Origin of the sequence: Gordonia terrae, from assembly GCF_051789125.1 — a bacterium.
Taxonomy (GTDB): Bacteria; Actinomycetota; Actinomycetes; order Mycobacteriales; family Mycobacteriaceae; genus Gordonia; species Gordonia terrae_A.
The window spans coordinates 3,523,246-3,536,088 of sequence record NZ_CP196526.1; the positions used below are offsets into that span (position 1 = coordinate 3,523,246).

General features: G+C 70.1%; 12 protein-coding genes. 6 read left to right on the forward strand and 6 right to left on the reverse strand.

What is annotated here, in order from left to right:
* Genes ACSUZC_RS16020 through ACSUZC_RS16035 form a run of 4 tightly spaced genes read right to left on the reverse strand, consistent with a single transcriptional unit; the run spans position 1 to position 4,593 of the window.
* Positions 1–828, reverse strand: coding sequence for an EamA family transporter (locus ACSUZC_RS16020; protein WP_439033150.1), 828 nt, complete (start codon positions 826–828; stop codon positions 1–3).
* Between the two features lie 38 nt (positions 829–866).
* Positions 867–1,898 carry an ABC transporter ATP-binding protein gene (locus tag ACSUZC_RS16025; protein ID WP_439033151.1) on the reverse strand — a complete coding sequence of 344 codons (1,032 nt, stop codon included), beginning with the start codon at positions 1,896–1,898 and terminating at the stop codon, positions 867–869.
* Positions 1,899–1,942: 44 nt separating this feature from the next.
* A complete protein-coding gene (locus tag ACSUZC_RS16030) occupies positions 1,943–3,601 on the reverse strand; it encodes an ABC transporter permease (protein WP_439029496.1) in 1,659 nt (552 codons plus the stop codon).
* Complete coding sequence (locus ACSUZC_RS16035) at positions 3,577–4,593, reverse strand: thiamine ABC transporter substrate-binding protein (RefSeq protein ID WP_439033152.1); 1,017 nt, start codon at positions 4,591–4,593, stop codon at positions 3,577–3,579. The genes ACSUZC_RS16030 and ACSUZC_RS16035 overlap by 25 nt, the downstream gene beginning before the upstream one ends.
* Positions 4,594–4,974: 381 nt before the next feature.
* Here ACSUZC_RS16035 and ACSUZC_RS16040 point away from each other — a divergent pair, with 381 nt between their 5' ends.
* The 4 genes from ACSUZC_RS16040 (at position 4,975) to ACSUZC_RS16055 (ending at position 9,086) form a co-directional block, all read left to right on the forward strand.
* Positions 4,975–5,805 (forward strand): Rv1157c family protein, encoded by an 831-nt coding sequence (locus ACSUZC_RS16040; RefSeq protein ID WP_439029497.1) that lies wholly within the window; start codon positions 4,975–4,977, stop codon positions 5,803–5,805.
* A 286-nt stretch (positions 5,806–6,091) separates the two neighbouring features.
* Positions 6,092–6,997: a hypothetical protein gene (locus ACSUZC_RS16045; protein ID WP_439029498.1), complete on the forward strand. Its 906-nt coding sequence runs from the start codon at positions 6,092–6,094 to the stop codon at positions 6,995–6,997.
* Between the two features lie 44 nt (positions 6,998–7,041).
* Positions 7,042–8,337: an alpha/beta hydrolase family protein gene (locus ACSUZC_RS16050; protein WP_439029499.1), complete on the forward strand. Its 1,296-nt coding sequence runs from the start codon at positions 7,042–7,044 to the stop codon at positions 8,335–8,337.
* On the forward strand, positions 8,334–9,086 hold the full coding sequence (locus ACSUZC_RS16055; RefSeq protein WP_439029500.1) for a lysoplasmalogenase family protein: 753 nt from the start codon (positions 8,334–8,336) through the stop codon (positions 9,084–9,086). The genes ACSUZC_RS16050 and ACSUZC_RS16055 overlap by 4 nt, the downstream gene beginning before the upstream one ends.
* Here the strand turns inward: ACSUZC_RS16055 and ACSUZC_RS16060 are convergent.
* Positions 8,998–9,525 carry a hypothetical protein gene (locus tag ACSUZC_RS16060; RefSeq protein ID WP_439029501.1) on the reverse strand — a complete coding sequence of 176 codons (528 nt, stop codon included), beginning with the start codon at positions 9,523–9,525 and terminating at the stop codon, positions 8,998–9,000. The genes ACSUZC_RS16055 and ACSUZC_RS16060 overlap by 89 nt on opposite strands.
* 47 nt (positions 9,526–9,572) lie before the next feature.
* Here ACSUZC_RS16060 and ACSUZC_RS16065 point away from each other — a divergent pair, with 47 nt between their 5' ends.
* Both ACSUZC_RS16065 and ACSUZC_RS16070 read left to right on the forward strand, forming a co-directional pair.
* The gene (locus ACSUZC_RS16065) at positions 9,573–10,157 is read left to right on the forward strand and encodes an HhH-GPD-type base excision DNA repair protein (protein WP_439029502.1); all 585 of its coding nucleotides are present in this window, start codon (positions 9,573–9,575) and stop codon (positions 10,155–10,157) included.
* Positions 10,158–10,229: 72 nt separating this feature from the next.
* Positions 10,230–11,198, forward strand: coding sequence for a hypothetical protein (locus tag ACSUZC_RS16070; protein WP_439029503.1), 969 nt, complete (start codon positions 10,230–10,232; stop codon positions 11,196–11,198).
* Between the two features lie 323 nt (positions 11,199–11,521).
* Here ACSUZC_RS16070 and ACSUZC_RS16075 read toward each other — a convergent pair whose 3' ends face one another.
* On the reverse strand, positions 11,522–12,823 hold the full coding sequence (locus ACSUZC_RS16075; protein WP_439029504.1) for a wax ester/triacylglycerol synthase domain-containing protein: 1,302 nt from the start codon (positions 12,821–12,823) through the stop codon (positions 11,522–11,524).
* Positions 12,824–12,843 lie beyond the last annotated feature (20 nt).

The window sequence follows — 12,843 nt, forward strand, 5'->3', positions numbered from 1 at the left end:
TCAGTTCGGCGGCACCTCCTCCCCCTCGTCGGCGGACCTGACCGCGACAGCGAGCGCGACCGCCGCGATCCCGACGGCCTCCAGCGGCCGCGGCACCTGGCCGAGCGCGACCAGTCCGATGACCGACGCGGTCACCGGCAGCAGCGCCAGCAGGATCGCGAACCGCGCCCGGCCCACGCGCCGGAGCACGATCTGGTCCAGGGCGTAGGGCACCGCCGTCGAGGCGATGCCCAGGAGCAGACCCTGACCGAGGACCACGGGCAACGACGCCCCGGCGCGTACGGCGTCGGCGACCCACCACGCCAGCGGTGCGGTGACGAGCGCGGCGACCGCGAATCCCGTGGCGAGATCCTCGACGCCCGAACCGCGGGCCGCCACCCGCTTTCCCAGGACGATGTAGCCGGCCCAACAGGCTGCCGCGGTCAGGGCGAGGATCACCCCCAGCGCCGTCCCCGACCATCGGACGTCGGCGATGAGGAGCACACCGACCACGGCCAGGACGAGTGCGGCGGCGTCTCGTCGCGTCGCCGAGCCCAGCGCGGCCACCACGACCGGACCCAGGAACTCCAGCGCGACGGTGGTGCCGAGCGGCAGATGCACGAGCGCTTCGTAGAAGGCGATGTTCATCCCTGCGGTGATCAGGCCGAAACACCCGGCGAGCCGCAAGCGCTCCCAGCGCCAGGCGGTTCGCGGCGGCCGCACCCACAGCAACAGGACGAGGGCGGCACCGGCTATACGCAGCCACGCCACCGCCGCCGGCGAGATCACGTCGAACAACCCCACGGCGACGGCGGCGCCGAGGTACATCGACGTCGCCCCGACGATCATGAGCCCGGGCGGCACGAGGAGATCGCGGCGAGCGGTGCTCACCCCCCGATCACCGCGACGCGCTCGGGCACCAGCCGGATCCGCACCCGGTCGCCGACGACGACCGGTTCGTCGGCCACCGCGTCGATCTCGCCGGCCACGGTGGCCACACGCACCCGCGGCCCCGCGGGCAACTCGGCAACGAGCCGGACCGTGCCCTCGACCGCGTCGCCGGTGGGCTCTCGGCCGTCGGGGAGGTTGCCCACCTCGACCGACTCCGGACGCAGCCCGAGTCGTCGGGAACCGTCGGGCACAGCGAGAGGCAGCGCACCGAGAACGGTGTCGGCGACCCCGGCGTCGATCCGCGCGTCGAGAACTGTCGTGACACCGAGGAACCGTGCGGTCCACTCGTCGACGGGACGGCTCCACAACTGCGCGGGCGCGCTGGTCTGGATCATCGCGCCGTCACGCATCACGCTGATCACGTCGGCCATGGTCGCGGCTTCGGCGTGGTCGTGGGTGACCACCACGGTCGGGACTCCCGCGGCCCGTACGATCTCGGAGATCTCCACCGCCAGTTCGTCTCTCAGCCGCCGATCGAGGGCGGCGAGCGGCTCGTCGAGGAGGAGCAACCGCGGTCGTGGAGCCAGCGCGCGGGCGAGTGCGACGCGCTGCGCCTGCCCGCCGGACAAGGTGTCCACCTGCCGCTTCCCGTAACCCGGGAGGCCGACGACGTCGAGCATCTCGTCGACGCGTTCGGCGATGCGCCGTCGTGACCACCGGCGCACGCGCAGCCCGTAGCCGATGTTCGACGCGACGCTGCGCCCGCTGAACAACTGTCCGTCCTGGAACACGACGCCGAAATCCCGGCGATGGACCTCGATCCCGGCCAGGTCCACCCCGTCGAATCGGACCGAGCCCCGGGTGGGTACCTCGAGTCCGGCGACCGCCCGCAGCAGAGTCGACTTGCCGCACCCGGAGGGGCCGAGGATCGCGGTCACCAGGGAACCTTCTGTGCCGACCTGCCACGACAGACCGTCGATGACGGTGTCGGCCCCGTAGGCGACGGTGAGATCGGAGATCGCCAGCACGCCGCCGTGCGATGCACGGTCATCCGCCTGTGCTCCGCTGTCATTCACAGGAGCGGCACCTCCGTGCGCGGCCGGAACGCCTCCACCGCCACCACCGCGACGGTGGTGGCGACCACCAGGACGGCCGAGGCGGCCATCGCGGTGGCGAGGTTGTCGGCGCCCGGGCGGTTGAGCGCGGAGCCGATCAGGACGGGAAGGGTCGTCGTGTCGGCGCGGGCGAGGAAGCTCGTCGCCCCGAACTCGCCGAGCGCCATCACGAAGGCGAAGCCGCCCGCCGCCGCCATCGACCTGCCGACGATCGGCATGTCGACGGTCGCGAAGACGCGCCACGGCGTGGCGCCGAGGGTTGCCGCGGCCTGCCGCTGCCGGGCCGGCACCGAGTCCAGGGCGGGCAGCATGATGCGGACGACCACCGGGATCGCGATGAGCGCCTGGACGAGCGGGATGACCGCGGGCGACGCGGCGATCTCGTACGGCATCGACGCCAGGACGATCAGGTATCCGAAACCCAGTGTGACAGCGCTGATCCCGAGCGGGACGAGGGAGATCGCCGAGCCGAGCGTGCCGAGGAGTCCGTGCGATCGGTGCAACGCCATCGCGGCCAGTGTGCCGACGGCCATCGCGATCGCGGTGGCGGCGACCGCGGTGAGCAGCGAATATCGCAGACTCTCCAGCGGAGTGACCCCGTTGACCGGTTCGGCGAGCGCGCGGTATCCGGCGAGTGTCCAGGCTCCGTCGGCGGCGGGCCGCACCGACCGCACCATGAGCACGACGACGGGCCCGACGAGCAGGACGACGGCCCAGACACCCGTCGCCCACATGGCCGGCCGCGTCCACCGCCCGCGGGTGGCACCCCCGGCGTGTCGACGACCACCGGTCGCCGAGCCTGCACCGGCCGGGTCGGCGAAGACCCGGGTGAGCAGTAGCGCTGCGACGACCACGACGATCTGCAACGTCGACAGCGCCACCGCCTCCGGAATACGGAAGTAGCCGATGGCCTGGGTGTAGATCTCGGTCTCGAGGGTCCGCAACTCCCCCGCGCCCAAGATGATCACGACGCCGAAGCTGGTCGAACAGAACAGGAAGATCAGTGCCGCCGCGGAGGCGATCGACGGCATCAGCCGCGGCAGGACGACCGTCCGCACCGCTCGTAGGCGACCCGCGCCGAGCGTCCGCGCCGCTTCGAGTACGCGAGGGTCGAGCCCACGCCACGCGCCGCCAACCACCCGTACGACGACCGCGACGTTGATGAACATGTGTGCTGCGAGCACGGCCGGGAGACCGGACTCGATGTGCAGAAACGCCAGCGGCCCCGAGAGCAAGGAGCGGAAGGCGATGCCGACGACCACGGTGGGCAGCACGAACGGCACCGTCACGACCACGGCCAGGACGATCGCCGTCCGGCCCCGGACCCGGGCGAACAACCACGCGATCGGCGCAGCGGCCAGAAGCGCGAGCACGGTGGACGCCGCCGCCTGACCGAGGGTGATGGCCAGCAGGCGGAGCGCGTCGGTGCGATCGATCAGATCACCGAGACCCGAACCCGCATCGCCCGCGAGGGCGACGGCGCGACGGACCAGCGCGACGACGGGCCAGGCGAACAGTACGACGACGAAGACGGCAGGGATCAGTCGCAACGCCACGCGCCCGGCGAGGGCCGCTGCACGCGTGGCGGGCGTCACCGACCGGCCGCGGCTCGCCACTGATCGAGCCACATCTCGCGGTTGTCCGCGATGGTCGCGGGAGGTAGCGAGGCCATCCAGGCGGGCACCTCGGCGCGGGCGGGCCAACCCTCGGGCAGCGGGGTGTCGCGCTGCACGGGGTAGACGTACATCGACGACGGCAGTTCTTTCTGGACGGTCGGACTCAGCATGAAGTCGACCAGCTTGCGCGCGCCCGTCGAGTTCCGTGTGCCCTTCAGGATGCCGACATATTCGACCTGCGGGAAGCAACTGTCCAGCAGCGCGCTGGTGCCCGGGGTCGCCGCCGGCGAGGAGGCATAGGACAGCACGATCGGCTTGTCGCCGCGCCCTTCTCCCGCACTGAACAACTGGTTGTAGGCGATCTCCCACCCGGAGACCACGGTCGCACCGCCGCCGATGACCTGCTTCCAGTAGTCCTGCCAGCCGTTACCCAGCGCACCGACCGTGGTCAGCATGAAGGCTGTGCCCGGTGAGGAGGTCGACGGGTCCATGAGCACGGTCTGCGCCGCGTATTCGGGTCGGGTCAGGTCGCGAAAACTGGCCGGCGGAGCGAGTGACCTCTGCTCGAACCAGGTGTTGTCGACGTTCAGGCACACATCTCCGCGATCGATGGCGGTGAGTTGATCGCCCGCACCCGGTACCGCGTACTCGGCCGCCCCCTCGGCTGCGGCGGGCGATGCGTAGGGCTCGAGAGCACCGGCCTCGATGGGCCGCGACGCGAAGGTGTTGTCGATGCCGTAGACCGCGTCCCCCTTCGGCGCGCCGGGCGTGAGGGACACGGTCGATGCCAGTTGTCCCGCGTCGCCGGACCGCACGATCTTCAGGGTGAGGCCGGTGTCCTGGCGGAAGGCGTCCAGTACCGACTCGGGGAGTTCGAACGAGTCGTGGGTCAGCAGGGTGACCTGGCTTCCCGTGGCGGACTCGTCGGCGCAGGCCGTCCCCAGCGACATGGCCATCGCGGCGGCGAGCACGGCGGTCATACCGCCGGTCATCCGGAATCGGCGCCGGACGCGACCGTCGTCGTTGCGCTGTTCTCTCACCCGGGACACCCCATCAATCGTCGACTCGTGGACCGTCAGTCGTCTCGCACCGCGTCGTCACCGACTCCGGTCCATCCAACCAGGTGGGGAAACCGGGCACTATTCGACTCCGCCGTACGTCACTTGCATAACAATTGCATCAATAACCTCAATAAACGCACCTGTAACAGCCCTCCTGGCTGGACATTGGATCCCGCCGGGGGCTTAGACTGGCCCGCGACGACCCGGGTGAGAAGATGGGCTGTCCGCTACCCGACACCCGGGCGGATGACACGACCACGAGGCGCACGACGGTTTTTCGGCCGGCGCCGCCACGACCGTTAGGACACACCAGTGCGTTTCACTCGGCCACTGAGGATGCGATCCGACAAGGCCCCGCGTCGATCCCGGACCCGTCGCGTCGTCGTCGCCGTCTCGGCTCTCGCGGCGGCCACCTCGCTCGCGCTGCCCATGACCGCGCAGGCCGCCCCGGCTCCCAAGGTCGACCAGCGGGTGCTGGACTCGCTCGGCGCATTCGCGCCGGCCATCATCGGCTCGGTGGCGACGCCCGGTCCGGACGGCAAGGTCTCGGCCGACCTGCTCCGTCAGGCACAGTCGTTCGCCGACGCCCCGGGTATGCCCGCCGAGGTCAGCAAGATCTGGCGGTCGATCGCCGACTTCCTCGGCGAGCCCGGCCGCAAGCAGGCCGCGCGTGAACTGGCGGCCGAGCGCAAGCCCGGCGATCCCGAGATCCCGCAGGGCCCGAACGCTCCGAAGATCCAGGAATTCCTCTACCCCACTTTCGGTCTCGGCTGCATCCCGGGCGGTGGCTCACTGGGCCGCGCACTGGTGACCGCCGGTCCGCAAGAGGCTCCGGCGCCCGGCCCCAAGCGGGGCGAGAGCGGTTACGTCTACACCTCGCTCGGCACCGGTCCGGCGATCGACAACAAGGCCGCCCCCCTGACGGTGAGCTGGTTCAACGTCGACACCGGCCGTACCGGCACGACGACCCTCAAGCGCAATCCGAAGATCAACGTCAAGGAGGGTCCGGGCACCTTCACCGGCATCTCCCGTACCGGCAAGGGTCGCGTCATCTCGGCGATCCACGGCAACGTGACCACCAAGACGAAGGGCCAGATCGTGTCCTGCACGATCGTCCCGGTGATCGGACTCGCGATCATCTGACCTTCTCCCTCTCACCGACGAAGGCACCCCGGCTCACCGCCGGGGTGCCTTCGTCGTGAGTGGGCCCGGCCTGGGCGACCCACTCGACCCGCTCCAATACGGGGCATGATGCGCAGGTCGTCGAGGGTTTGGTCTCTCGCCGATCGCGCGCATGTCACGGGTCGGACTCACGACTTGCCGTTGTCGAGCGCGGCATGGTCTCGTGTAACTCAAGCCCCATCTGTCACACCCGCCACACGTGGCGGGTGTGCTCGGTTGTCATAGCCGGTTTGCCCCAAGGAGAGCCATGTCCATCTCGTCTCGGTTCACTCGCCCCGACGCGAACGTTCGCGTCACTCGTCACCGCGCGATCCGGCGCTGTGGAGCGGGCCTCATGGGCGTGGCGATGGCTGCGGCCACGCTCACGGCCACCTCGGCACCCGCGACCGCGGAACCCCTCATCCCGGGGAACTTGCTCGGTGCGTTGTCGATCCCGTTCGACGCCGAGCTGGCCGGGGCCGTTCGCCTGCTGAAGGCGGCCGGTGTCGACAAGATCGCCGTGGAGGCGGCCCAGACGATCATGGGAAGCGCAGGCCAGCTCTCCGTGGAGGACATCGCCGGACGGGCGGGCGCACTTCCGCTGCCGGCGGCCGCACCCGCGGCGGCCGACGGTGCACCCGCCCCGACCCCGGTCGCGACGACGGACCCGATCGCGCTCCTGCGAACCCTGGGCATCCAGACGCTCACGCCCTCGGTGTCGCCGTTCTGCACCGCTCCGACCGCGGACAACCCCCTCGGTCTCGTCACGGCGGGCGCCGGAGCCGTCGCCGGCCCGTGGCCGATGAAGACCGATCCCCTCACCCCGCTCAAGCCGCTGCTCGACATGATCCCGGGCGTGAAACTGCCCGAGAAGCTCAACCTCGTCGACAAGGGTGAGACGGCCTACGCATTCGTCCCGGCCTCGCCGACGGCAGGCAGCGGCGGCACCATGCAGGTCGCGTGGTTCAACACCAGCACCTTGCAGGGCGGTTTCGCAGATCTCGACCCGATCACCGACAACACCGCCCTCACCGCACTACCCCTCCTGTCGGGGGTGCGCCTCGCACCGGTGAAGACCGGAAGCGGGACGATCCTGTCGGCGGTGTTCGGCAACGCGAGCAACGGCACCCAGAACTGCTGGTTCCTCCCGGCCGTCGGCGTCGTGAACGCCTGACCCGCACCATCTTCCACGTACACCCTGAGCAGAACTGGTACGACATGAACCCGCACGGCACGACTTCGAAACCACGGAGCGCCCCCCTCGCCCGCACGGTCGCGTTCGCCGCGGCCCTGACGATGGCGGTGGCCCCGGCCCTCGCATTCGGAGCAGCCGCCCCGGCGGCCGCCGAACCGGCGCCCATGAGCCCCACGACGTCGAGCCCGGCAACCCCCGGCACCCCTGAAGGTTCCGCCACGGAGGACTCCGGCGCGCCCGCCGACGACAATGCGGGCACCGTCGACACGCGCGGCCCCGGTCAGACGCCGGGTGCGGTCTACGCCAATCGCGACCTGCCGCGGGGACGCATGGTGGCCGGAGCCGCCTCGGGCAACGACTTCACCTACTGGAGCACCGGCGCCGACGACAAGGCGCATCTGTCCTCCGGGGTGCTGATGGTGCCGGCCGGGCGAGCACCGGCGGGCGGGTGGCCGATCGTCGCGTGGGCGCACGGATCACGCGGGATCGCCGACAAGTGTGCGCCGTCCTCACGCCCCATCGCCGAGGACACCGAGGAGCTGCGCCGCTGGCTCGACCGCGGCTACGCCGTCGTCAGCACCGACTATGCCGGTGTGGGGACACCCGGCACACCGCAGTACTACGACCTCGAGGCCACCGCCCGCAACATCGTCGACGCCGTGCGGGCATCCCGCGACATCGCCGACGACCTGTCTCGTTCCTGGGCCGTCGTCGGCGAGGGTCAGGGCGCGGCCGCCGCCATCACGCTGGCCCGCCTCGCCCCGGGCATCCAGGGCGGCAAACTCGACTTCAAGGGCGCCGCGGCGAGCTCCATCCCCGCCGAATTCGGTTCGCTGGTGGCGAATCTGGGCCCGACGTCGACGACGGTGCCCTCCGGACTGGCGGCCGACGCGCTGTACACCCTGAGCGCCATCCGGAATGCCAAGCCGGACCTCGACATGAACGCCTACCTGTCCGACGCGGGCAAGAAGTGGCTCACCAAGGCAGCGTCGACCTGCGTGACCGAATTGACCCGCGAGGCCGACGGACTCGCGATCGGCTCGCTGTTCACCAAGCCGCTCTCGGGCAACACCGAACTCACGGGACTGTTGACCAAGGCCACCGAACTGCCGACCGGCGGGTTCGAGCGACCCGTCCTGATGACCCAGACCCTCCAGGACACCTCGGTGGTCGTGCCGCTGACCCTCAAGTACCTCAACGACGCGCGCGCCGGTGACTCGAAGGTGTCCGCACGCACGTACCTGACCCTCGACGGCGCACACTCGAAGCGCCTGTCCGACACGGACATCCGCGGCTTCGTCGCGCGTGTTCTGCGGTGAGTCGCGCGTTTCGGATCGCGTATGCGACCGCAGCTGCGGTCGCGACGGTCAGCGGGTCGTCGACCTCGCGCCGCGCGGCGGCCCTGACCAAACCGTTGCCGATGGTGTTGTTGGCGGGACGGGTCGCGGCGGACGCCCGTCACCGCAGCGTCGCCGACAACGTCGCGCTGGCGGCCGTCATCGGATTCTCGGCGGCCGGTGACCGGTTGATGCTGTGCGAGGAGTTCACCCACGATGACCCGGTCGCCAAGGATCGATATCTCCGTTGGGGTGCAACGCTGTTCGCAGGTGCGCAGCTGAGTTTCGCCACCGCGATGTGGCGTGCCGGCGCCCGGCCGTCGGCGCGTACCCTGCTACCCCGGCTCGGCCTGCTCGGCGAGTCGGCCACCGTTCTGGCACGGCACCGCCCGAACCTGCTCCCCACTCTCAGCACCTACGGCAACACGCTGGCGACGATGTCGGCACTGGCGTCGGACATGCCCGGACCACAACCGCGGATGCGCGCGGGCGGATGGGCCTTTCTCCTGTCGGACCTCGCCATCATCAACCGACGGCACCTGGTGACCGATCCGCGCCTTCGGGTGGCCGGTGAGACCTGGGTGCTCGCCAGCTACTTCGCCGCGCAGTACCTGCTGATCGGCGGGCTCGCGGACCGGTCGCTCACGCGACCGCGCGGCCTCGGCACGTCGAATACTGCGGGTTGGTCATGGGGAAGAAGGCCAGGGCGCCGAGCTTCTGCCGGATGGTGAACACCACCGGTCCGCTGCCCGGGTGCAGATCGACCTGCCACTTGACCGTGAGCCCGCGGCCCGGAACCGTCGTGACACCGGTCCGTCCGGTGCGGAGATTGCGCCACGAGACCGACACCTCGTAGGTGTATTCCAGTGCCACCGGGCGAGCCCGGTCGGTGCCGATGAGTGAGATGACGGGCCCGGGCAGGCCGTCGGCGGGGTGCCGGATCTGGTTGAAGACGTCGACGCGGACCTTCACCGTCCCGGCCGGCCACGGGTTCACGCTGTCGCACCGCAGCGTGGTGACGTAGTTCGCTCCGTCGTCGACGGGGGCGGCCGCCGCACCGCCGACGCCGATCAGGGATGCGGCCAGTCCCAGCACGACTCCCACCACCGTCGCCATCGACACCACTGCGTTGCGCGCACCGCGGCGCCTGCCGTTCTCCCCGCTGACCATGGGGGCAGTCTAGAGCCTGCGTGCGCGCCGTCTGCCAGAATCGATCCATGCCGAAGATCCAGATCGCCCAGGACGCCGCGGCCGACGAACTCCTCTCCAGCGATTCGTTCGCACTCCTGACGGGGATGCTCCTCGACCAGCAGTTCCCGATGGAACGCGCCTTCGCCGGCCCGGCGAAGATCCGCGACCGTTTCGGCACGATGGACCCCGTCGAGATCGCCGACGCAGATCCCGAGTCGTTCGCCGATCTGTGCGCCACTCCCCCGGCGATCCACCGCTACGGGCGGTCGATGGCGGGACGGGTTCAGGCCCTCGCGAAGGTCGTGGCGGACGAGTACGGCGGGGACGCCTCACGGATCTGGACCGAGGCGTCCAGCGGCGCCGACCTGATGGCCCGGCTCCGCGCGCTGCCGGGTTTCGGAGAGCAGAAAGCCAAGATCTTCGTGGCACTCGTGGCCAAACAACTCGACGTCAAACCGTCGGGCTGGACCAAGGTGGCCGGCGACTACAGCAAGAAGGGTTTCCGGTCGGTCGCCGACGTGACCGATCCGCACTCCCTGCAGAAGGTGCGCGACTTCAAGAAGGCGGCGAAGGCTGCCAAGGCCGCGCAGACGCCCGGCACCGACGACTAGGAGCGACACCGCCCGTCGGAATCCCGCAACCCTCACCCCGATTGCACACCTGTTGGCCTAGGGTCGAACACCATGGAGTCCCTTCCGGATCGGTCTCTCCCCGACCGCCCCGTCCCCGGTCGACGCGACGTCGAGCGGCGGCAGGCCGCACTCGATCCCGGTCGTGCTCTCGTCGAGATGCCGTTCCGGGTCGGATTCGCCGTCACCGGCGTGGTGCTGAGTGCAGCCGAATCGGCCGTCACCATCGCTCGGGTCACCGCCAGCAGCGTCCAGCACGAGCTCGCGCTGGCCGTCGGGGTCGACGCCGACGAGTTGGGCAGTGCCCGCACGCCGCTCGCCCTCCTCAACCAGTTGTCGGAGCTACTCGGGCCCGACCGGCCGTTCGGGCGCATCCTCGCCAACGGCGGTCCGCTGGAACGGTTGCTGAACCCGGGTGGCGTCATCGACCGTTTGACCGCATCCGACGGCCCGCTCGAGAAGCTCACCGCCAAAGGCGGGCTCCTCGATCAGATGGCCGACGAACGCGGCATTCTGATCCGTCTCACCGCCAAGGACGGCCCCCTGGACCGGTTGACCCGCGCGGGCGGCGTCGTCGATCAGTTCACCGAGAACGAGGGCATCCTCGAGCGTCTCACCTCCGAGGGCGGGATCGTCGACAAGCTGACGGCACCGGACGGCGTGCTGGAGAAGGTCACCGCGGCCGGGGGCATCCTCGACCGGCTCGCCGCGGACGGCGGGCTGCTCGATCAACTCGTCGGTGAGGACGGCGCCGTCGAACGGGCCATCGCACCCGGCGGTCCGCTGGACCGGATCACCGAGCTGACCGAGGTCATCGGCCAGCTCGCGCCGAACCTGCTCGCGATGCAGGACACGGTGCACGAGTTGGCCGAGACCGTGGAATTGCTCAATCAGACGGTCGCGCCTCTCGGCGGCCTCGCCGAACGACTTCCCAAGCGGCTCACCCGTCCGCCGAAGGGGTCGGGCGGCAACGGCAACGGGGATGCCACCCCCTCCGACTCGAACGGGTACCCGCAGGCGTAGCCACGATCCACCGAACGGCTTCCGCGTGTGTCGGCGCGGAACGTGCCCGCATCGAGGGTTTTCTCCGGTCCGCAAACGCGAAACCCTCGACCGTGCGTCGATTTTCGTTGACCGTGCGTCCATTTTCGTCGACCGTGCGTCCATTTTCGTCGACCCTGCGTCTACCGATCCCAGGGACGAGCTCCAGCCACATCCGTTTCGGTTTTGTTCCGAGCGGGTCGGATTCGGTGGCGGGTCGGCGGACCCCCGCCGGCCGCGCAGAGGCGGATCATCGAAGGTCTCCGAGGTGCCAGACCGGCTGAAGCGGCGTATCGGACCGAACCTCAACCCCCGGACGCCAACGCCCGCGCGAGCAGCTCCACGTACCGGTCCACATCGTCCATCACGTCGGGACTCGTGGTCACCGAGACGGCGATCCGGTCGCCGATCCCGTGCACACCGTGAGTCAGCCCCTGAGCGGCTGACAGAGCGGGAAATCCTGTCGTGAACAGGATCTCGCCACCGTCGAGGTCGAGGTCGGCAGGACCACGGTCCACCGACGAGACCACCGTGACGCCGGTGACCGTCTCGGGCGGTGTGTCGAGATCGACAGTTCCGATCCCCCATCGGGTCAGGATCGCGGGCGTCGACTCCGACGCCCGACGCTGTGCGACGCGCAGTGGGTCCGTCTCGGACGTGCGGGCGGCGGTGACGTCGGCGCCGATGAGCCGCGCACGCTCGTCCAGGTCGTCGACGCCGACGTGAAGATCCACACCCGCGTTGCGGAAATGATTGCGGGCCTGGGCTTCTCCCGACCGTCCGATCGTCAGCTCGACGCCGAGACGCCGTCCGGTCTCTCCGAGGTATTCCGGGAGCGCCACCGAGATCGCGGTGAGAACCGCGACCGTGACCGGATGACCGCGGCCGGTGAGCACATCTCGGTCGAGCACCAGGACCCGCAGCGTCCGCCGCGGTCCGGGCGGGGTGTTCAGCCGGGTCGGTGCGTAACCCGACGTCGGCGGCGCCGACGCCGAGGCGAGGCGCGCCGCGCGGAGCCCTCGCCGTGCGGTCGTGGCGAATTCGCCGGGGAATCGAAACACTCCGCCGAGGACCGTCCCGGCGTCGACCAGCAGCTCGCGATGGGGCGACCGCGTCACGGCCACTCGTCGTCGTGGCGTTGCGGGAGCCGTGAACCATTCGCGCACGATCTGTGACGCGCGACGCCCGTCGCCCAGTGCGTGGCAGATCTGCACGACGACGACGTAGGCCGCGCCCGCGGAGCCCGGGCCGTCGACGACGGGACCGAACAGATGCGCCCGCCACGCTTCTCGGGTCGGATCGAGCGGTTGCGAGATGAGTCCGGCGATCTGCGAGAGGCACGACGACCAGGTCCGGCGTGTGGGGTCCGCGCGGATCTGGTCGTCGGCGGGAAGGACGGATTCCCAGTACGGGCGGTCGGCTGTGCCCGGGACATCTCGTATCCGGAGGCACAGATCGTCGACGGACGCGGCACGGAGCCGGAGGCGCGCCGCACAGTTCTCGATCGAACTGTGCGGCGCGGCAAAGCAGTACACCAGCAACTGGTCGTTCGGGATGCGTTGCGACATCCAGTACGACACCGCATCCGCAGCGGCCATCCGGTGCATGGCCGCCAGCGTAACGACGC

Coding starts and splice junctions, on each gene's coding strand:
- ACSUZC_RS16020 (WP_439033150.1), bottom strand. CDS start 828: ATGATCGTCGGGGCGACGTCGATGTACCTCGGCGCCGCCGTCGCCGTG.
- ACSUZC_RS16035 (WP_439033152.1), bottom strand. CDS start 4,593: ATGACCGGCGGTATGACCGCCGTGCTCGCCGCCGCGATGGCCATGTCG.
- ACSUZC_RS16045 (WP_439029498.1), top strand. CDS start 6,092: ATGTCCATCTCGTCTCGGTTCACTCGCCCCGACGCGAACGTTCGCGTC.
- ACSUZC_RS16050 (WP_439029499.1), top strand. CDS start 7,042: ATGAACCCGCACGGCACGACTTCGAAACCACGGAGCGCCCCCCTCGCC.
- ACSUZC_RS16060 (WP_439029501.1), bottom strand. CDS start 9,525: ATGGTCAGCGGGGAGAACGGCAGGCGCCGCGGTGCGCGCAACGCAGTG.
- ACSUZC_RS16065 (WP_439029502.1), top strand. CDS start 9,573: ATGCCGAAGATCCAGATCGCCCAGGACGCCGCGGCCGACGAACTCCTC.
- ACSUZC_RS16070 (WP_439029503.1), top strand. CDS start 10,230: ATGGAGTCCCTTCCGGATCGGTCTCTCCCCGACCGCCCCGTCCCCGGT.
- ACSUZC_RS16075 (WP_439029504.1), bottom strand. CDS start 12,823: ATGCACCGGATGGCCGCTGCGGATGCGGTGTCGTACTGGATGTCGCAA.